This window comes from Cognataquiflexum rubidum (assembly GCF_022538115.1).
GTDB classification, from domain to species: domain Bacteria; phylum Bacteroidota; class Bacteroidia; order Cytophagales; family Cyclobacteriaceae; genus Cognataquiflexum; species Cognataquiflexum rubidum.
The window spans coordinates 292,985-314,906 of the sequence record NZ_JAKZAL010000004.1 but is presented as its reverse complement, the minus strand read 5'-3'; the positions used below and the strand labels follow the sequence as shown (position 1 = coordinate 314,906).

14 protein-coding genes are annotated in these 21,922 nt (G+C 41.4%); 5 read left to right on the top strand and 9 right to left on the bottom strand.

The genetic code is table 11. The features are described from left to right. Positions 1-882 precede the first annotated feature (882 nt). The 5 genes from msrB to MMU05_RS07215 form a co-directional block, all read right to left on the bottom strand. Positions 883-1,299 (bottom strand): peptide-methionine (R)-S-oxide reductase MsrB, encoded by a 417-nt coding sequence (gene msrB / locus MMU05_RS07235; RefSeq protein WP_241141008.1) that lies wholly within the window; start codon positions 1,297-1,299, stop codon positions 883-885. A gap of 55 nt (positions 1,300-1,354) precedes the next feature. Then, positions 1,355-1,798, bottom strand: a complete 444-nt coding sequence (locus MMU05_RS07230; protein ID WP_241141007.1) for a four helix bundle protein — start codon at positions 1,796-1,798, stop codon at positions 1,355-1,357. 247 nt (positions 1,799-2,045) lie between these two features. After that, positions 2,046-4,436 (bottom strand): penicillin acylase family protein, encoded by a 2,391-nt coding sequence (locus MMU05_RS07225; protein ID WP_241141006.1) that lies wholly within the window; start codon positions 4,434-4,436, stop codon positions 2,046-2,048. Between the two features lie 502 nt (positions 4,437-4,938). After that, positions 4,939-6,123, bottom strand: a complete 1,185-nt coding sequence (locus MMU05_RS07220; RefSeq protein WP_241141005.1) for an aspartate aminotransferase family protein — start codon at positions 6,121-6,123, stop codon at positions 4,939-4,941. Between the two features lie 563 nt (positions 6,124-6,686). Then, on the bottom strand, positions 6,687-7,580 hold the full coding sequence (locus MMU05_RS07215) for a class I SAM-dependent methyltransferase (protein ID WP_241141004.1): 894 nt from the start codon (positions 7,578-7,580) through the stop codon (positions 6,687-6,689). Between the two features lie 96 nt (positions 7,581-7,676). Here MMU05_RS07215 and MMU05_RS07210 point away from each other — a divergent pair, with 96 nt between their 5' ends. The 3 genes from MMU05_RS07210 (at position 7,677) to MMU05_RS07200 (ending at position 11,650) form a co-directional block, all read left to right on the top strand. Next, entirely contained in the window at positions 7,677-8,357 is a 681-nt protein-coding gene (locus tag MMU05_RS07210; RefSeq protein WP_241141003.1) for a hypothetical protein, read from the top strand. A 26-nt stretch (positions 8,358-8,383) separates the two neighbouring features. After that, positions 8,384-9,619, top strand: coding sequence for a S8 family serine peptidase (locus MMU05_RS07205; RefSeq protein ID WP_241141002.1), 1,236 nt, complete (start codon positions 8,384-8,386; stop codon positions 9,617-9,619). 78 nt (positions 9,620-9,697) lie between these two features. After that, positions 9,698-11,650, top strand: a complete 1,953-nt coding sequence (locus tag MMU05_RS07200) for an ATP-binding protein (RefSeq protein ID WP_241141001.1) — start codon at positions 9,698-9,700, stop codon at positions 11,648-11,650. Here the strand turns inward: MMU05_RS07200 and MMU05_RS07195 are convergent. From MMU05_RS07195 to MMU05_RS07180, 4 genes are all read right to left on the bottom strand, one after another. Then, positions 11,625-12,494, bottom strand: coding sequence for a type 2 periplasmic-binding domain-containing protein (locus MMU05_RS07195; RefSeq protein ID WP_241141000.1), 870 nt, complete (start codon positions 12,492-12,494; stop codon positions 11,625-11,627). The genes MMU05_RS07200 and MMU05_RS07195 overlap by 26 nt on opposite strands. A 77-nt stretch (positions 12,495-12,571) precedes the next feature. Continuing rightward, positions 12,572-13,906, bottom strand: coding sequence for an MFS transporter (locus MMU05_RS07190; RefSeq protein ID WP_241140999.1), 1,335 nt, complete (start codon positions 13,904-13,906; stop codon positions 12,572-12,574). 47 nt (positions 13,907-13,953) lie between these two features. Next, a complete protein-coding gene (locus tag MMU05_RS07185; RefSeq protein ID WP_241140998.1) occupies positions 13,954-16,377 on the bottom strand; it encodes a glycoside hydrolase family 31 protein in 2,424 nt (807 codons plus the stop codon). 212 nt (positions 16,378-16,589) lie between these two features. Beyond that, positions 16,590-17,621 (bottom strand): LacI family DNA-binding transcriptional regulator, encoded by a 1,032-nt coding sequence (locus MMU05_RS07180; RefSeq protein WP_241140997.1) that lies wholly within the window; start codon positions 17,619-17,621, stop codon positions 16,590-16,592. A gap of 350 nt (positions 17,622-17,971) precedes the next feature. Here MMU05_RS07180 and MMU05_RS07175 point away from each other — a divergent pair, with 350 nt between their 5' ends. Both MMU05_RS07175 and MMU05_RS07170 read left to right on the top strand, forming a co-directional pair. Then, positions 17,972-19,051 (top strand): SusE domain-containing protein, encoded by a 1,080-nt coding sequence (locus MMU05_RS07175; RefSeq protein WP_241140996.1) that lies wholly within the window; start codon positions 17,972-17,974, stop codon positions 19,049-19,051. 91 nt (positions 19,052-19,142) lie between these two features. Next, positions 19,143-21,920, top strand: a complete 2,778-nt coding sequence (locus MMU05_RS07170; RefSeq protein ID WP_241140995.1) for an alpha-amylase family glycosyl hydrolase — start codon at positions 19,143-19,145, stop codon at positions 21,918-21,920. Positions 21,921-21,922: the final 2 nt, after the last annotated feature.

Genomic DNA, 21,922 nt, shown 5'->3' with positions numbered 1-21,922 from the left:
GCGGAAACTATACTTACAATTTCCCATCAAATTAGCCAAAACCATATTCAATTTCACACTTCATTTTATTCTATAAAAATGTTACCCCTTCGGGGTTTTTTCACGCTGACAACCAAAAAAGATGCTAGACACAAGATCCAAGACTAAAAAATTGGCACAAGAATCAAGACTAAAAAATAGACACAAGATACAAGACATAAGATTCAAGACTTTCAAAAATAGAAACAAGATCTGTGTTCATTTTTTTTATCTGTGGTTAAAAAAACTAGATCTGTTTTGGCGGAAACTATACTTACAATTTCCCATCAAATTAGCCAAAACCATATTCAATTTCACACTTCATTTTATTCTATAAAAATGTTACCCCTTCGGGGTTTTTTCACGCTGACAACCAAAAAAGATGCTAGACACAAGATCCAAGACTAAAAAATTGGCACAAGAATCAAGACTAAAAAATAGACACAAGATACAAGACATAAGATTCAAGACTTTCAAAAATAGAAACAAGATCTGTGTTCATTTTTTTTATCTGTGGTTAAAAAAACTAGATCTGTTTTGGCGGAAACTATACTTACAATTTCCCATCAAATTAGCCAAAACCATATTCAATCTCACACTTCATTGTATTCTATAAATATGTTACCCCTTCGGGGTTTTTTCACGCTGACAACCAAAAAAGATGCAAGACACAAGAATAAAAATAGACACAAGACACAAGATTTGATTCCCCAACAACAATTAGAACAACTACAACAACTACAACCTCTACAACATAAATATTGATTGAGATTCTTCGCTTCACTCAGAATGACGGCCCCCAACCTGACAACGCGCAGCAGACAACAATTGCAACCATTAAAACAATTACAACCACTACAACAATTACAACTTTTTAAACCCCATACTCACCGAATTGATACAATACCGAATGCCGCCTTTGTCTTTTGGGCCGTCGGGGAAACGGTGACCGAGGTGTCCGCCGCATTTGCCGCAGAGGATTTCTTCCCGGATCATGCCATGCGTATAATCCATGTGCACGTCGATGGCATCAGGTCGGAAAGGTTCGGTGAAGGACGGCCACCCGCACCCGCTGTCATACTTGGCTGAGGAATGAAAAATCTCATTGCCACAGGCTTGGCATTCATAAATGCCGGTTTCCTTGTTGAGGTAGTACTGTCCCATGAAGGGTCTTTCAGTTCCTTTTTCTCTCAAAACATGGTAGGCTTGAGGATCAAGTTCCTGCTTCCATTCGGTTTCGGATTTTGTGATGGGGTAGGATTTTGTTGGTTTGGATTTCATTTCAATTTTAGGTTAGGTTATCAAGTTGTCTAGTTTTCAGGTTGTCAAGTTGTTATTAAGTAGTTCCGGTTTTCCAGTTTTTTTCGACATAATCTAGAAATTTAAATATCATGATACCTAGTAAATCATATTCTTGAATTAAAGTTTCACCTTCACTTTCAAATTGTGGATATAAAGTCTTTATTTTTATTAAGTGGTTGCGACATTCCAAAGTACTTGGGTGAGAATAGGCCAAAAATTTAATAAAATCCATTTTGTACCTCCTTCTCCCATAACCTTCAACAATATTTGAATTAATAGAGTCAGAGGATCGTCTCAACTGACTTCCCAGCTCATACTTTTCATAATTTGGTAAATTCAAACTGAACTTGTGCGTTCTAAAGAACAAATCCATTGACCTGTTATAAATTTCTAAGTCTTGATAACTTTTCATTTCACTATCAAAAAAGGTTGAACAAGAATTTTCAGTTTCTAGAATATAGGGAATTTCACTTTGCATTACACTAAAAGATACAGAATACTTTTATGGAAGACACCAAATCTATTTAATATGGGCACAGCAGATTGCTTGTCCAATAAGAAGCAGAAAACCTGACAACGCGAAGCTGACAACCTGATAACAAGACAAACCAAAACCTGACAACGTGAAGGTGACAACCTGATAACAAGACAACCCGAAAACCCGACAACGCGCAGCAGACAACTGGACAACCCAGTAACTTGACAACGCGCAGCAGACAACTTTTTTAAGGCTTCACCACCAACCTTCTTCCACCCCCTTTGATCACCTTCTCATTCATCAGCATCGGGCGGTATTTGCCGGTGGCGTAGAGGACGGCTTGGTCGGCGTAGTGGGGACTGAATAGGTTGCCGCTCTGACCGGTGGGAAGGATGGATTCTGAGGCTTCTACGTCTGCAAAATCTATGATGATTCGCATGGCAGGACCGACATTGACTTTGTAGATGCCATCAGGATTGAGGGTAAATGGTAGTTTGTTAACCGATTCCTCATTGGCGGTGACAGCCGGGGCTTTGACGTTGAAGATTTTGTCCAAAGGTTTTTTGGCACCGAGAGGGTGGGGGTGTTCCAGGATGACGACCTTTTCCCAAAGCCATTTTTCACTGTCTGTTCCCAGCTGTTCGCTGAGTTCTGAGATGGTTTTGCCCAAGGCGATTTTGACGATTTCGGCCTTGCTTTCCTTAGCTTCGGTTTTATTATTGTCCCACCATGGAGAATTATCGGTTCTGATCAATGTCGGCACACTTCGGATGTACATGAAAGTCTTGATGAAATTTTGGAAATCATCTTCCCCAAGTTCATCCGCCATCATGCCATGGAGGGTATGGTACAGCCATTTGTAGTAAAAAGTAGGAGCTATGGATTCCAAGTCATGGCTGCCGTTCCAGTTTTCGATGGCCTGTTGGGCAGGTTCAAAACCTTTAAATGCGGCTAAGTCTACCACTGCCAACATACTTTTAGCATTGATGGGGTGGTTTTCATTAATGGCTTCCAATTGGAGTGCTTTGATACTTTCTTGCGTCCAATCGTTTCGGGAAGTGACGGTTTTGGAGATTCTGTCCCAACGGTCGCCTGGATAATAGTATCCCGGGAAGAAAGTCCCGTTGGAAAGGGTATCCGGTTGGTTATTGGCGGAAGCTACAAAACCTGATGCAGGATTGATGCTCATGGGATTTTGCTCAAATGGGATCCATCCTGTCGGTTCGTCGGTAGCGTTACTGCCATCCAAGAAGATTTTGCTGTTGACATGGCTAGGTCGGATGGGCAATTTGGCGGTGGCCCACCAAGCGATGTTTCCGGCCTTGTCGCCATACATCACATTGAGTCCGGGCGCGTGAATCATGCGGACAGCAGCTTCGGTTTCCTGAATGTTTTTGGCCCTTGCCATCTTCCAGGTCGCCTCCAAAGCAACTGTCGGCTCGAGTACATACACCCACCATGAAGCCACAGGATTTTGAGTCAGTTTGCCGATTTCGGGAAGGACCTCGTTCATGATTGGCCCATGGATGGATTCTTTGACTTCAAAAATAACAGACTCAGCATCTTTGACATGGATGGTTTCTGTTCTTGACTTCAATGGTCTGAATTCCGCTCCGTAAATGGTTTCGTTGGGATTGTTGGGATTGAGTTTTTCTTCAAAGAAATCCTGGTCGTCATTTTCAAACATCGTCAGTCCGATACTGTGATCGCGAGTATGACCTACCAAGCCAAATGGCATTCCTGCGAGATGGTTGCCGTAATAGCTGAAACCCGGATATTCGAGATGCGCTTCATACCATACCGATGGCTGGGCAAAACCAATGTGGGTATCATTGCAGAACAGTACTTCACCTGAAGCCGTCCTGCTTCCCGAAATCACCCATGAGTTGCTGCCTTCCAACAAGGGAACAGGAAGCTTTTCCAACATGGCAGAAAGGGAATTTTCTATGACAAGGTCTGAGGTGATGGAATCTCTTTTGGGGTAATTGTTGGGGATGACATGGTGCTCCGGCAATGTATGGACTGATACCATTTTCATGTACTCAGGACCCAAAGTGCGGGCCATTTTGGTAACCAAAGGGTCTGTTTTCATCGCCATGGCAAAAGTAAAGGACATATATCCCGTGATGGCGTGGATGTCATTGATGGTGAATTCCCTCGGTTCTGATCCCAAGAGCGTATATTCAATGGGGATTTTTCCATGTTGGATAAAATGATTTACGCCTTCGATGTAGGCTTCGGTAGCGGATTTCCATTCTGAATTTCCTGCTTTGTTCCACTCTTCGGTACTCCAAGCGGCATGTTTGGGAATGCCCAAAGTCCTGAAAAATTTATCCACTTCCACCAAATCGGCACCTAGGAGTTCCGCCAAAGTACCTGTGCCTACCCTGCGCATCATTTCCATCTGAAAAAGCCTGTCCTGTGCATGGACATAGCCCAAGGAGCGGTAGGCATCTTCGGCATTGGCTGCATAGATATGGGGAACGCCAAAATCATCAAAATAGACTTCCGCTTCCGCAGACATGGAAGGCATGTTGATTTCGCCGTTATATTTTGGTTTGAAGCTGAGCTTGACTGCCTGATATCCGACAAAAAGCAATACGAACAGAACGATTAGGGCGATGAGGAATTTTTTCATGGGTTATTTTTGGGTGGGGAATTTTTCAAGAGGGATTAAATGTAAATATATCTCAAGGAAGACACAAGATGCAAGACACAAGAAGCAAGACTTGGAAACTCAAAAAAAGATTCAAGAATTCGAACCCCAATAGAAAAAGGCCAATACTAATGATAATTGAGATTCTTCGCTACACCATCAATGACAGATTTCGAGGCCGTCACCCTGAGTGAAGCGAAGGGTCTCATGTAAATATGGAGATCCTTCACCTCCGCAAGCTACGGTTCAGGATGACGTGAATCTTTTGGTCGTCACCCTGAGTGAAGCGAAGGGTCTCTTTATTCTGAGATCTTTCATCCTCGTACCTCGGATTCAAGATGACGCACCAACCGTCATTCCTTTTCTGAACATTTTAAAATGTTGGGGACTCAGGATGACGGAAACCCAACCCGACAACGCGCAGCTGGCAACTCGAAAACGCGACAACTTGACAACCCAACAACAATTACAACCACTACAACCCTCAACTCCCCCCCTCAATCGCCTCCAAAATCACCCCACAGGCTTTTTCTATTTCTTCCTCAGTAATGATCAGAGGCGGTGCTATCCGCATGGCATCATCGCAGAAAAGGAACCAATCGGTAATGACTCCGTTTTCAATTGCCCTGTCGATGATTGGTTTTAAGACTTCGAAAGATTCAAATTCTACAGCCATCATCAGCCCTTTGTTGCGGATGGATCTGATTTTGGGATGAACAAGCAGTTTTTTGAAGAGATTTGCTTTTCGCTCCACCTGTTCCAAAAGCTTTTCTTCCTGAATAACTTTAATCGTTGCCAATGAGGCGGCTGCAGAAACAGGATGCCCGCCGAAAGTCGTTATATGACCAAGCAAAGGGTTGTTTTTGAATGTGCCCATCACGTCTTTGTTGGCAATGAAAGCACCGATTGGCATGCCTCCGCCCATTCCTTTGGCACATACCAATATATCCGGAACTATCCCAAAATGCTCAAATGCCCAAAACTTGCCTGTTCTCCCAAAACCCGCCTGTATCTCATCCAAAATCAATAAGGTGCCGGTCTCGTTACATTTTTTTCGTAAGGCCTGAAAATAATCAGAACAGGCTACCATGATTCCGGCTTCGCCCTGTATGGTCTCCACGATGAAGGCTGCGGTATCTTCTGTGATTTCATTGAGTTGCTGAAAACTTCCATAAACCACATTTTTGATTCCCGGTAAGAGAGGCCGGTAAGCCCTTTTGAAAATTTCATTGCCCCCGACAGAAAGAGAACCATGGGAAGAACCGTGGTAAGCATTGACGCAGGAGATGATTTCGCGGCGGTTAGTATATCGCTTCGCCAATTTCAGTGCGCCTTCCACTGCTTCACTTCCTGAGTTGACAAAATAGACATTGTCAAGGTGGGAGGGTAAGGTTTCACAAAGTGCTTTAGCCAATTGAACCTGAGGACTTTGTACATATTCTCCATAAACCATCAGGTGAAGGTATTTGTCCAATTGATTTCGGATCGCTTCGAGGACTTTTGGATGGCGGTGACCGACATTGCTGACGCCGATTCCCGAAATCAGGTCCATATATTCTTTTCCCTCCGGCCCAAACATGTAGATACCTTCTGCCTTTTCGATTTCGATCATCAAAGGAAAGTCAGTAGTCTGAGCGAGGTGAGAGAGGAAAAGTTGGCGGTTATTCATTTTTTAAGATACAAGACGTAAGACACAAGATGCAAGACTTAGAGCCGAGAATCAAGAAACGAGAAAATTGAACCAGGTACTAAGTACCAAGTACAATGAACCAAGTAAGAACTCCTAAACTTGAGAATCTGACCACGCGAAGCAGGCAACATTTTCATAGAACCAAGAACCAAGTACAATGAACCAAGGAAGAACTCCTAAATTTGAGAACATGACAACGCGAAGCAGACAACATTTTCATTGAACCATGTACCAAGTACAATGAACCAAGTAAGGTCAACCAAACTTGACGACATGAGAACTTGACAACGCGAAGCAGACAACATTTTAATTGAACCAAGTACCAAGTACAATGAACCAAGTAAGGTCAACCAAACTTGACAACCCGAGAACCTGACAACGCGAAGCAGACAACATTTTCATTGAACCAAGTACTAAGTACAATGAACCAAGTAAGAACTCCTAAACTTGAGAACCTGACAACGCGAAGCAGACAACAACTATAACAATTACAACAATTACAACCATTATAACCCCTACAACCCCTACAACCATTACAACCACTAACTCCTAAACCTAAAGAAAATCCCTAACGGCAAGTTCTTTTTAAATCTATCCACAAGGTATAACTCACCGTGCTCGGCATTGTTGACTTCCCGGAAGTTGGACTTGACAAGGTTGGCGGCAATCATTGAACTGAAGCTGAGTGAATACATATTCAGGATGAGGAAGTGATGCTCAGGGTCTAGAAGCTCTGCACAAAGTTTAAGCATTTCATTGATCTGCTCTTCCAAGATCCATTTTTCTCCATCCGGACCACGTCCATATGCCGGCGGGTCAAGGATAATTCCATGGTATTTGTTTCCCCGACGAACTTCTCTTCTAATAAATTTCATCGCATCGTCCACAATCCAACGGATTCCATCCTGACCGGAAGATTCCATATTGTGTTTGGACCAAGTGACGACCTGCTTGACAGAATCCAGGTGTGTGACATCTGCACCGCAGGCTTTGGCAGCAACAGATGAAGCTCCTGTGTAAGCAAATAGATTGAGAACTTTGGGAGTTTTTAATGGAAAGTTATTCAGTGTACCAGATATATAATCCCAATTGACCGCCTGTTCGGGAAAAAGTCCGATATGTTTGAAGGAAGTCATGGCAAGATTGAGCTTCATTTTCAGTCCGTCAGGATTTTTGTAGCTCACCTGCCAATTGTGTGGAATCTTCTTCAGTTCATTCCATTGCCCTTTTTCGGGATTGTTTTTTTCCTTTGCAAAATGCGCATGCGCCATTTCCCTCCATTCTTTTTCATCCAGACTTTTGTCCCAAATAGCCTGTGGTTCAGGTCGACTGAGGATAAAATCTCCAAACCTTTCCAGTTTTTCAAATCCACCGGTATCAATCAGTTCATAATCTTCCCAATGCTGCGGGGAGAGAGAGAGGATGGTTTCTTTCATTCTGCAAAAGTAATTATATAATCGGAGAGCGGAAGTATTTTATAATTGGGAATAGTTTAGTTAATTTAGATTGTTTTACATCCAAAATTAACCATCATGAAGCGTTTCACAACTTTCCTTTTAATGCTTATTCTTGGTTTGGGTTATATACCTTTTGCAAAAAGTCAGACCGTTCCTTCCTTAAATAATCAGTACCAACAATATCTTGGCACTTTTAGAATCAATCCCAAGAGTGACGGATTGAAGGGAACACCATTTTTATTTGATACACCACCTTTAGGAAAAATAGCCTTGGATGGTGGAAAAGATTACAGTGAGATTCCATTCAATATTCTATTGGAAAAGAACGAAGTCTATATTCAGCCAGGTGGGGAAGATTCAGAGCCATTGCTATTGCGTAACTGGAAATGGATAGAGATTCCGGGAGAAGAGGTAAGAAATTTCAGAATGGAATATCTGCAAGGCAAACCTCAGGTGGTCGAGATCCTTTTTGAAAAAGAAGGAGAAAAATTTATTGCTTCCCATAAGAAGACATTGGTCAGGCCAAGCAGTCAGCGGGATGGTTATTCAGGTCCCCAATACGACACCTTTCGTCATGATATTAAGTACTTTATCCTCAAGGGAATGCAGGCCACAGAAATCAAAACAAACAGTGCAGGATTGAAAGAATGGGCAGGAAACCGCAATGACGAATTGAAGGAATTTATGAAAGAAAAAAAACTTAATCCAGACAATCCTTTGGATATGAAAAAAATGATTACATTTTTGGTAAAATAGTCCTATAATCAGGCATAAATATACTTATGAGGTCATTTCCGGCATCCAGACTAATTCAGATTTTAACTCTTGTTTTGGTTATTTCTTGTTCTCCTGACGAAATAACAGACTTGGAGCCGGTTCAAGGCTTGGAAGTTTTTTCCTTTGCCCAAACCCAACTTGTGGAGGATCAGTATATTGTCGTTTTGAAGGAGGATTTTATTTCAGGAAGGCTGATTGACGGGGATGTGAATTTCAATGATGCGCTGATGAGAAGAGAGGCAGTGGATTTATTGTCGAAATATCGTATTTCCGCCACCAATCTTGAAAGGGTTTATTCTTCCGTACTCAACGGATTTTGTGCCATCATCGATAAGGATAAACTAGAGGAAATCAAAAACGATCCGAGGGTAAAATATGTCGAACAGGATCGCAAGGGAAGGCTCGGGGAACTATCAGAAAAGTTACCTGTCAAGGGGGAAACTGATATCGTCAGTACCCAAGTTATTCCTTGGGGTATAAAAAGGGTTGGAGGACCTTTCACTTACAATGGAAAAAATTGTGTCTTCGTAATCGATACAGGAATTCAATTAGACCATCCTGATCTTAATGTTGCCAAGAACAAAGCATTTGACGCTTATTCTGATAATTCCGAAAAATGCGGAAATGATGAACATGGCCACGGAACCCATGTTGCCGGTACCATTGGTGCCAAAGACAACCTTTTTGGGGTGGTGGGTGTGGCAGCTGGTGCTTCTTTGATTCCGGTAAAGATTTTTTTTGGTCGATTTGCAGACTATACTTACTCAGGAATGCTAGCCGGGATTGACTATGTAGGAAAAGTAGGAAAGAAAGGCGACGTTGCAAATCTGAGTTTTGGTGGGTTTGATAGGAGTAGGGCGGTAGATGATGCGGTATTGAATGCTTCCAACAGCAAAGGGATATGGATGGTCATTGCTGCAGGTAATTCCAGACTTCCAGCTACGTCATTTAGCCCTGCCCGGGTCAATGGTGACTACACCATTACTGTATCCGCCATCGATGCCTTAGATAGGCTTGCATGGTTTTCCCATTACGGGGTACCTATCAAGTTTGCTGCGCCGGGCGTCAATGTGTTTTCCACTACTTTAGGAGGGAAATACAGGTATGAAACAGGAACTTCAATGGCCGCGCCGCATGTGTCAGGCTTGCGGTTATTGGGTGATATTCAGTCCAATGGAAATGCGCTCAATTACCCGATATCACCCTCTGACCCGATTGCATTTAGGAAGATAGGGAAATGATGATATTATAGATTTGGTAGTTCATATTTTTTTCTTAATATTATTGCTCTTAAGATCACCGGAAAACAATTTTTCTTAATGAAAAAATTACATGTATTTATTTTACTTTTTTGCTCCTTGTCGTGGAATATTTATGCCCAAGTCAATGAGATTGACAGTCTGAACCAACTTCTTTCTAACCAGGTATCCCGGGAAGAAAGGGTAAGTGCACTGAATCTCCTTACTTTTTTGACCAGAGAAAAAGACTTGCAGCAAGCTTTGGTTTGGGGACAAAGAGCTGAAGAATTGGCTCTTGAGCTCAATGACAGTCTCCAAATCACCAAGGCGAAAGGTAATTTGGGTTGGATTTATTTCCGCCTTGGAGTTTGGGACAAGGCTTTCAGATATTCCAAAGACTCCTATATGATTGCTTTGGCGCAAAATTACAGAACCGAACTTGGGATGGCTTTGAACAACCTAGGTTCTTTGTATTACCGGCAGGAAAATTATGATGAGGCAATCAAAAACTTTAAAGAAGCCTATAAATATGGCAAAGAAGAAAATGAACCCTATCTCATTATCCGCAGCCTTAATAACCTTTCTCTCAATTATACCCTGAAAGGAGAATTGGATTCAGCCTATGTTTTTGCCAAGGAAGCAATTGAGTCCAATGAGAAATTTGAAGAAAAATATTTCATCGCATTTACCCACCGGGTGATCGGAGATATCCATCTGGGTAGGGGAGAAGTGGACCAAGCGATCCAAAGTTATGAGCAATCACTTAAAATCTCTAGCCCAGGGCAGATCAAAACCTCCGAGGCTTCAGTTTTGCACCGATTGGGAAATGCCTATTTTATCAAAGGGAATACTTCCAAAGCAATTGACTATTTGGACCGTGGACTTAAAATTTCAAAAGAAAACGGTTTTTTGGATGAATTGGTAGAAACCTATAAGACATATGCCAAAATTTACGATGCCAAAGGAAATATCCCTTTGGCTTTTAAATACCAAAAAGCCTTTAATGAACTGAATGCAGAAAGAGAAGCCGCCTCCAACAAAGAGAGGATGGAATTGCTTCAGGCAAAATTTGAGGTGGAAAAATCAGATGCCGAGATAAACTTTCTTAGGGTAGAAAACGCAATGAAGGAACTTGAAATTAAAAGTTTCAAGAAAATATGGATTATGTTCGCAGTTTTTACGGTGTTTTCAATAGGACTTTTGTTTTGGATGAGTATCATTTTCAAAAAGAAACAGGAAGCCAATAAGCGACTTCAGGTAAAGCGGGCAATTCTTGAAGAACAAAAGAAAGAATTGCAGAAGAAATCCGTTGAACTGACTGAATCCAACAGGAGTAAAAATAGGATTCTTTCCATTTTGGGACATGATCTGAAGAGCCCTGTTGCACAGTTAAAAGGAGTTTTGGACTTGCTCCATTCTCAAGAACTCAGCAAAGAAGAATTTGATGGGATTTCACATATCCTCAAAAGGAATGTGGACGGGCTTTATGAAAATATTGACAATATCCTCAGTTGGTCAAAATCCCAAATGGAAGGATTTAAAGTGCAATTGCTTCCAACCAATATCAAAAAAGTCATCAGACCATGTCTGGAACTGCTCCAGTACCAAGCCAATTCCAAGGAAATAAGTATTACCACCAATATCATCGAAGAAATCGCCCTGGTTGATCAGGACTTGCTCCAGTTGATTATCCGAAATCTCCTGAGTAATGCCATCAAATTTTCCAACAAGGGTTCAAACATTGACATTTATTCCCAAAAAGAGGGGGAGTTTATTAAACTTGTTATCCGGGATTATGGTTTGGGCATGAGCGAAATCCAATTGGATACCATTCTCAACCAACAGGTTTCGTTGTTGGAATCAAGCGTGGGGACTGACAAAGAAAAAGGGACAGGGCTTGGGTTGAACCTTTGTAAGGAATTTTTAGGATTGATGGGTGGGGCATTGATGCTTGAAAGCAAAAAAGGTGAAGGTACCACAGCCATCTTGTTGTTGCAGAGTGTCACTGTCAATAAAGCGCAACAAGTGGTTTGAAAACCAATTCCTCATGTTTTACGGTTGTTGCTACCAAGTTCAAATCCTCGAGGATCTCCATAGTTTTTTGAAGTGAATTTTTAGAAATGCTGTTGTTTTGAGCCCATGTTGTTTGATCCAACCAAGCTTCAATATCTTCCTTTTTGATTTTGTATTTTTCACTTAACAAAGAAGGATAATCTGTTCTTTTGAGAAGGTCTTTTGATTCTTGGTAAACCATATCCCTTAGGTCTCCGATAATTTTAGCATTCGTGTCCAAAACATAGGGATTTGCTACCAAGACAAAACATGGCCAAGGCGTAGGTATTTCTCCTATGCGTTTGAATATTCCAAGGTCAACAAATGGTTTTGTTGTGAATTTTTCCCAAAGAAAAAGCTTATGGATTTCATCCTGCAAAGCTTCTTTGGCTCCGTCCAGATCCCCGACCACTTCAAAATCATGGCTTGTCAGATCCCAACCTTCCCTTTTTGCCAATAAAAATGCCATCAGGTGAGAGCCTGAACCAAACCTGCTGATGACAAATTCCCCATGTCCGAGTTCTGAGATATCATTGACTTCGGATTTTACTGAACCGTGAATTCCCCAGATCAAGGGAGACTCCACATGGTACCCGATAATCAAAGCAGGATTGCCTTCAATTTTATCTTTGATAAAACTTTCGGTCAAAACAATGGCCAAGTCTGTTGTTCCTTCCCTGAGCGATTTGTTCATGGCACCCGATCCCTTGGGCTCATCAATCCATTCCAATTGAATACCTTTGGTCAAAAACGGCTGTCTTTCAATAACCTGTAACCAAGGGTAATTAAAGTGCTCGGGAACTCCGGTAATGGTTAATTTTTTCATTTTTCTCTATTTGGGTCAAACAAAAATACCGCTATTTTTTGATAGCGGTATTGCATTCTTATCATTTTAAATCCGGCTTAGGTGTCATGCGTGGCGTTTCGGTTGGTGATGAAGAGGTTGCTCAATCCCGCAACTATCAGGGAACATCCGGCCAAAACCATGGTATAGATTACTTCTTCTCCAAACAATAGCTTATACATAAAATTGATGCCTCCAAGGGCAGCAACGATTTGTGGAATCACAATGAACATGTTGAAAATTCCCATATACACGCCCATTTGCTTGGGATTGACGGCACTCGACAGCATGGCATATGGCATAGACAAGATACTTGCCCAAGCGATCCCCACCAAAGCGAAGCAAAGGTGAAGCATCCAAGGTTCGGAGATATAGTAAATCATGATAAAGCCCACTCCTCCAGCCATCAAACTGACCATGTGAAGCAACTTTCTGTTGATTTTGATTTTGCTTGTCACAAAGGCAAGTATCAATGCAAAAAACATAGAGACCAAACCATATGTCCCGAGGTAATTCCCCACACTGTCCGCTGCATCATTGTAGACTTGGGAGGTGGTATCCGTTGCTTTGAAGATATGTTCGGTGATAGCAGGTGTCGCAAAACTCCACATGGTAAAAAAAGCAAACCAGGAGAAAAACTGGACAATGCCCAATTGCTTCATGACTTTAGGCATTCCTGAAATGTTTTTAAAGATCTCTTTAAACCCATTCAAAAAACCCTTACTCTCTTCATTTTCTTTTTTGAGGGCTTCAAGGTCTTCAGGGGGATATTCATCCGTTGTCAGGATGGTATATAATATGGAACCAAAAAGGACCACCGCGCCAATAGCGAAGGCAAATTTGACAGAATCAGGGACCACGCCGGGTTCGGCAGTATTCGGAACCCCAATCTGTGTCATAAACCAAGGAAGGTTACTCGCCACCCAAGTTCCAATGCCAATAATCAGCGTCTGTACCACAAATCCATAAGAGCGCTGACTATCAGGAAGCTTGTCTGCTACCAAAGCCCTGAAAGGCTCCATACTGATATTGATAGAAGCGTCAAGAATCCACAGCGCACCTGCCGCCATCCATAATGCTGAAGAATAGGGGGCAAAAAACAGGGCGATGGTACTTAAAACCGCTCCAATGAGAAAGAATGGTTTCCTTCTACCAAACCGTGGGTGCCAAGTTCTATCGCTCAGGTACCCGACAATGGGTTGCACAAGCAAGCCTGTGAGCGGTGCAGCTATCCACAACATGGGAATGGCATCTTTTTCTGCGCCTAAGGTTTGGAAAATCCGTGACATAAATCCCCCCTGTAGGGCAAATCCAAATTGGATCCCCAAAAACCCGAAACTCATGTTCCAGATCTGCCAAAAACTGAGCCTTGGCTTTTTATCTATTGCTTGCATTATTTTGGGTTGAAATCTTAGAATTTATTGTGACTGTGAAGCGATTATCAAATTACTATTTCAAAAGCTTCGGTAATGTTTTCAAAAGTTACAGTTGAAACATCGGTGATTTCAAGATACGGGTGACTGTTTTCCGGTAATGGATCGAATTCGGTCAGTTTTTCCAAGAAGGAAAAATCTGACTTTTCTACTTGTTCTACTTTTCCGTTGATATTGACAGACTTAATCTTCAATCCATGAAAATAAACCTTAATTTTTTTGAACTTACTTTCGAAGTTACCCTCCGAGTTTGCAAATGAAAGATTCCCCGCTTGCGTATCCCAAGTGATTTCGCGCTTGAGGAAATCCCCTTTTTTATAATCAGGACTGATGCCGTCATCTTCATAATGTAAGTAGGTGGAAGCCTTGTTTCCTGCATACACATGGATACTGAGGATCCCATCATGGGCCTGACCCGTATGGGACACATCTGATTGGAATGCCAAAACAGCACCTGCTTTAACAAAGACAGGAAGGTAATTCAAAGGACAGTCTTTGTAAATAATCTGATTGCCTTTATACTTTTGATTGTCAAACAAATAATACCAATCCCCTTCAGGAAGATAAACCTTGGTAATCTCCTTGTAACTTTCTACCGGAGCGATCAAAAGGCTATCACAAAAAAGGTATTGGTTTTCAAATGCACTTTCAAAAATGTACTTGTCATGTGGATATTCTACAGCAAGGCTTTTGGCTATGGGAAGTCCTGTTTGGGTACTTTTGTAAAAACTGCTGTAAATGGTAGGAAGCATCCTGTAGCGCAGTTTCATGTAGTTTCTGGAAATCTCCTCCACTTCTTCCCCAAAGGCCCAAGGTTCGGCATCATTGCTGTTGATCATGGAATGAGCCCTGTATAATGGCGCAAAGGTGGCAATGGTCATCCACCTTGCAAAAAGGGATTTGGTGGATTCACCGGCAAAACCGCCAACATCATATCCTGAATAGGCAACACCACTCAGTCCAAGGCTGTTGACCAACCTGATACCTGCCATCATGTGTTCTTCGCTGGCAACATTATCGCCTGTCCAAGCAGCTGCGTAGCGTTGGATTCCAGAAAAACCGGATCTTGTCAATACAAAAGGTCTTTCCTCGGGTCTTTGCAATTCACATCCTTCTTTGGCACTTCGGGCCATTTGGAACCCATAAATATTTCTTGCTTTTCTATGGCTTACATTTTCGCCTTCGAAATCAAAATTGATCAGATTGGGTGTAAACTGACCCCAAGAAGCGGGTTCATTCATGTCTGTCCAATAGCCATCGACGCCGGCTTCTTCATAAAAAGCCATTTTTTCAGCCCACCATTGCCTTGTTTCAGCTTTGGTAAAATCAGGGAAGGCACACCAACCCGGCCAAACCTGTCCCTCATAAACTTCATTGTCGGGATATTTTACAAACAAATCCTTTTCCAGGCCTTCATCATATGGGAAATATCCTTTTTGTGATTTAATCCCCGGATCCATAATGACGACAACCTTAAACCCTTTTTCTTTGAGGGCTTTGATCATGGATTTTGGGTCTGAAAATTTTTCATTGTCAAAAGTGAAGACCTTATATTTTTCCATGTGGTGGATATCAAGGTAAATGACATCTGCAGGCATGTCTTTATCCCTAAAAGTCTTGGCCAAAGTCAAAACTTCAGAATCCGGGTAATAGGAATACCGACATTGCTGAAAACCCAAAGACCACAAAGGTGGCATTTCCATTTTTCCGGTCAATTCTGTGTAGGAACCGATGATTTTTGAGACCGAATCATCATGGAAAAAATAATAATCCATATCCCCGTCATCCGCCGAGTAATAGATAAATCGGTTGTTGGATGCCCCAAAGTTGAAGACAGACTTGTGCGTGTTGTCAAAGAATATTCCGTAAGTCAGGCCACTATGTATACCGATGTAAAAAGGAATGCTCATGTATAAGGGGTCATCCCCGATTCCGTAGGCAAAATAATCGGTATTCCAATTGGTAAATGCCCTGCCGGACCGATCAAGATGTCCGGTTTTTTCGCCTAAGCCAACGAACCTTTCTTTGGGCTGTACTTTCTTATAATTGCTCACTTCGGTACCCAGCCAAGATACAGCAAATGCAGGATCGTCTTGGTTGATGACCTCACCTGAAGGAGTCAGGAAGGTCAGGAAAAATGGATGTAGGTTTACGGAAACATGGATTTTGGATGTTTTGATCCATATTTTTCCATTTTCCTCCACTATTTCCGTCTGTCTTTCTTCAGGACTGGAAATTACACTGTATGGGTTAGGTGAAAATTTGGATTGTCTGCTGACCTGAACCCTGATAGTATCCTCTTTGTATACAGTGATTTCAAAGTTTGAATTGGCGGTATTCCCATAGATTCCATCTGATTTTTTATTCCATGAAAGAACGTTTCCTATGGCCTGATTTTGGGAGGAATTGGAAATTTTGGTGGCTGAAGGCATTTTTGAATTTCGTATTAATGTTGATTGCCTGAGATTTTGATCCAAGTGAAATGAAGTCGGGGGACTAATTTATGATATAAAGTGAAAGGATAAAATTTTTTGCTTATCCCCACAATCCAAATAAACCATGCAGGAATTCAAAAAAAGCCCTATTTTGATTTTTTTGACATGTTCAAACGATTGCACAAAAAAAAACCGAGAATTGAAAAAAATCAGACTTTAACAGATGATTTCCTGATCAATAATTCTGTATCCAAGACTATGTTTAGAGGAGAAGAATCCATATTGGTTTTTTTGTTTATCAGGTCAAGCAGAATTTTTGTGGCTGTTTCGCCAATCTGAAAGCCAGGTTGTGCCACTGTGGAAAGAGGTGGATCAATCATGGAAGAGAATTGCCAGTTTGAAAATCCGACTACTCCGACATCCTCCGGGATTCTGAGGTTGAGGGCTTTTAGTGCCATCATTGCACCTGCTGCTACGATATCATGGTGTGCAAAGATCGCATCAGGCCTGTTTTCCTTATTTTTGAACAACTCAATTGTGATCAGAATGCTTTCTTTTTCAGTCCCGTAAGGACACTCGACAATCCACTCAGGTTTGACCTTGATTCCCGAATCTTTCAATGCATCGAGATATCCTTCTTTCCGCTGTTTGCTTATGGTTAGGTTATCAGGCCCTGAAAGGTGTACAATTCTTTTGAAACCTTGGTCTATCAGGTGTTTTACTGCTTTGTAGGCTCCCTGGTAGTCATTGACGGTCACATTGATGGTGTTTTCCAAATCCGGGATCCTGTCAAAAAATACGATGGGAAACTCCAGTTCTATCATTTTTTTGAAATGGTCAAAGTTGGTTGTTTCCCGCGAAAAGCTTACTAAAACTCCGTCTATCTGATTGGAAAGCATTGTTTCCACACTGCTTTTTTCTCTGTTGAATTTTTCATTGGTCTGACAAAGAATGACATTATAGCCGTTGGCAAAAGCGACCTCTTCCACACCGCTGATTACGGTTGAAAAGAAAAAATGAACCACTTCAGGAATAATGACGCCAATGGTAAAAGACTTGCTTTTCCTGAGACTTAAGGCTACTGCATTTGGCCTATAATTCAACTTGTCAGCCAGTTCCTTTACCTTCCTTTTTGTTTCATCACTTATCCCCGGATAATCTTTCAAAGCTCTCGAAACTGTGGAGGTAGATACATTCAGTTCTTTGGCAATGTCTTTGATGGTGGCTTGGCCTAGCTTCATGAAAATTAGATTTTTCTAAGAATTTAAATATATAAGTTTTTGGGTGATTAAGTACCTTCAGGAAGGGATAATTTTTTTATTTTTTCTTTTAAAAATTTAGAATTTTTAATTTTCATAAAAGTAAGAAAAAATTGTGCAATCGTTTGCGGTTACGTTTGCACTATCATTTCAAAAAAAAATCAATACCGAATGTTTGTTTTGCCATTTTTCATTGTGTAATATTTGATAACTGAATCATTGAGGGTGTTTTTACATTCAACTGTAATCATGCTCATAATATGATTTAAGGATTATAAAATTGAATTTAATTAATCCAAATTTGAAACAGTAAATACCAAAAACAAATCCTTATGAAAGTATTATCAAAATTAGTCTGGGTTGCATTCATCCTCCCTTTAATCCTGTGGTCTTGCAGCCCTGTAGATGATCCTGCAATTATCCCACAAACGCCATCTACATTAACTAGTCCGGCAGCAGGTTCAAAAATTGTCCTCACCGAAGCGGATAAAGCAGACACTCTATTTTTCCAGGCATCTATCCCTGATTTTGGTGTTCCGGGAAATTACACCTACGCCCTTGAAATGGCTAAAGGCGGTACCAATTTTGCAAAAGTGGTTGCATTGGGTAGTTCCACAACACCAACAGTAAAAGTTGCAGTTGGTGAAATGAATAAACTATTAATTACCGAAGGACTTGCTCCGGATGTGGCCGGAAATGTTGATTTCCGTTTCAAAACAACGATCGATAGGAGTTTAAGTCCTCTGGTAGGTGGTGCTACCACACTATCAGTAACTCCTTACAAAGATGCGGTAGTTCTTAAAAATTTATTTATTGTAGGAAACGCGGCACCTCCGTCATGGAATAACGATAACAACAACCCTCCATTGTTCCGTGATCCTGTCAATAAAGATCTTTATGTATACACAGGCTTTTTTGCCGTGGGTGAATTTAAAGTCCTAGAGAAATTAGGTCAATGGCAGCCACAATGGGGTAAAAATGGTGATACAGGTATTGCCGACTCGAGTGGTGGCACAGATCCTGCGGCTTGGGCAATTTCAACTGCTGGACATTATGTATTTACCATGAACCTTGCTACAAAAACCTATACTTTGGTTCCTTTTACCGGTGCTGCTGATGTGTACTACCCAACTGTTGGAATTATCGGAAGTTCAACTGCCGGAGGTTGGGATAACAGTACTGCAATGACGAACATTAATTTTGACAAGCATCTTTGGTATACTACTGCCACTGTAACAACTGGTGAAATCAAATTTAGAGCGAATAATGCTTGGACAATTAACTGGGGTGCATTGACTCCAATATCCGGAAAAGCAGAATTAGGAAGTTCTAGCAACATTCCAATTGAAGCCGGCAAATACAAAATGTGGTTCAACTCCCTTGATGGAAGATATATATTTATTAAAGAGTAATAGAAATTTCCTCTTTATAAAAAGGCTACTTTAAGGGTAGCCTTTTTATTTATTTATTATTTCCAAAATCTAATTTGATTAAATTCATACAATGAAAATTAAAATCCTAATCCCGATATTTTTTTTATTGAGCCTGAGCTATGGTTTTTCCCAAGTAACCACACAACCTACTTTTCCCCGTGCCGATCAAAAGATCAAAATCATTTACGATGCCACCAAAGGAACCACAGGACTCAAGGACATTGATCCTGTCTATATCCATATTGGTGCGGTTGTAGCAGGACCGACTTCGACAACTTGGGCCATTGTGCCCTTTGCTTGGGGGACTGCCGATCCAAATGCGAGAATGGTCAAAACTGCTCCCAATATTTGGGAATGGGAATTTACTCCCAACGAATTTTTCAAGCCTACAGCCAGTCAGACGATATATAGACTTGGAATGGTATTTAGAAATGCCACTGGTTCGTTGGAAGGAAAAAACGATACCAATGGGGATTTTTTTGTTGACCTCAGTCAAGGCTTTGAAGTTACCTTTACCAATCCGACTTCCTCCAAATTATTGGAATTGGGAGAATCTCAGGAAATAAGGATTGCGGCCTCAGACATAGCAGATTTAAGCTTAGAAATAAACGGAACAGCGGTGGCTTCAGCACCTGCTGCTGAGAATCTCACTTACACTTTCCAGGCCACTACCGAGGGAGCATTCAAGGTAGTTGCCAAAGCTACAAAAACAGGGGAGGAGGATACTTCTGAAATTACCCTGACTGTAGTGGGGCCGAGCCCACAAGCGCCTCTTCCGGCAGGGGCTAAAAAAGGCATCAATTATATTTCGGATACCGAGGCAATTTTGGTTTTGGAAGCACCGCTTAAGAAAAATGTCTTCTTGATTGGAGATTTCAACAATTGGGAGGTACTTCCACAATTTCAGATGAACCAAACCCCTGACAAAGAATTGTTTTGGTACAGGTTGACAGGGTTGGTTCCGAAGCAAGAGTACATTTTCCAGTATTTGGTAGATGGAGATATTAGGATAGGTGATCCTTACGCAGATAAAGTTTCGGACCCATTTCTCGACGATGAGATCATTGCCCAAAACAGATACCCCGGATTGAAACCATATCCCAAAGGAAAAACTGAATTCCAGGCCACTTTTCTTCAGACAGCTCAGGACCAATACCAATGGAAATACCTGAACTATGAAAAACCGGCAATGGAAGAATTGGTGGTTTATGAACTTTTGGTCAGGGATTTTGATGACAGAAGGACTTTCAAAGCTGTGGTGGATAGACTTGATTATTTGGCAAGTTTGGGGATAAATGCCCTTGAATTGATGCCCATCAAAGAATTTGAAGGAAACCTGTCTTGGGGTTATAATCCCTCTTTCTTTTTTGCGGTAGACAAATTTTATGGTCCAAAGAACCATTTGAAAGAACTGATTGACGAAGCCCACAAAAGAGGAATGGTTGTCATATTGGATATGGTTCTTAACCATGCTTTCGGGCAGAGTCCTTTTGTAAGGCTATACAATGATGGAGATTATGGCGCGCCTACTTTGGACAACCCGTGGCTCAACAGGGTGGCAAAGCATCCTTTCAATGTAGGTTATGACTTTAACCATGAAAGCCCTTATACCAAAGCTTTTGTGGATTCGGTCAATAATTATTGGCTTACAGAATACAAAGTGGATGGCTTCAGGTTTGATCTGAGCAAAGGTTTTACCCAAGTCAATTCAGGGGACAACGTCAGTTTCTTTGGGGAATATGATCCTTCAAGGATCAGTATCTGGAAGAATATTTATGATCAGATCAAGAAAAACCACCCTGATGCGTATGTCATTTTGGAGCATTTTGCAGACAATACTGAAGAGAAAGAATTGTCCAACTACGGAATGATGTTTTGGGGAAATATGAATTTTGACTTTAGGGATATTGCTAAAGGGAATTCAAGAAATTTTGATTGGGGCTACTACCAAACAAGAGGCTGGAATAACAATACATTGGTGGGGTATATGGAAAGTCATGATGAAGAAAGGACCATGTGGGAATCATTGACCTGGGGTCAGACATCGCCAGTGAATATCAGGCAACTAAGCAATGCCGTGAATAGAAACCAACTGATGGCTGCATTTTTCTTCTCCATTCCGGGTCCAAAGATGATGTGGCAATTTGAGGAATTTGGCTATGATGTTGAACTGAATAACGACAGATTGGGCATCAAACCGACTAAATGGCAATACTTAGACGATCCGGAAAGACAGCGCCTCCTCAATATGTACAAGGCAATGATGGAGCTGAAAAGTACAAACAATGCCTTTAACAAACCCCAAAATGCAACTTTAGAGCTGACACAGCCTTTGAAAAGTATCAAATTGACAGATGGGGATTTTAGAATGGTGCTCTATGGAAACTTTGGGTTGACTGATATAAACAATGCTACCATCACATTCCCATCGACGGGCACCTGGTATAATTTCTTCACAGAGGAAGAAATCGTCCTAACCGGAACTTCAAGGACTTTCAGAATAAGGGCGAATGAGTTCTTAATGTTCACCAACAAAAAGCTTCCTCTGCCTGAAGGAGAGATTTTACAGGATCCGATTCTATCCATCAACCCGGAGATCGGAAATCCTTCAGAGTTTAAAATTTATCCGGTTCCTGCATCAGACAGGTTGACTGTCGTAATTCCCGCATCTATGAACAAGGTAAATTTCAGGATAATGGATGTGACCGGAAAAGTCTTGCAAGAGGATGAAAATTTGGGTCAGGATGAGAATTTGCAGGTAGACATACAAGATTTTACAGCAGGTATTTATATCTTTGAAATCAGTGATAACCGTCAAGTTTTTAGAAAGCGGTTTATAAAGAAATAATC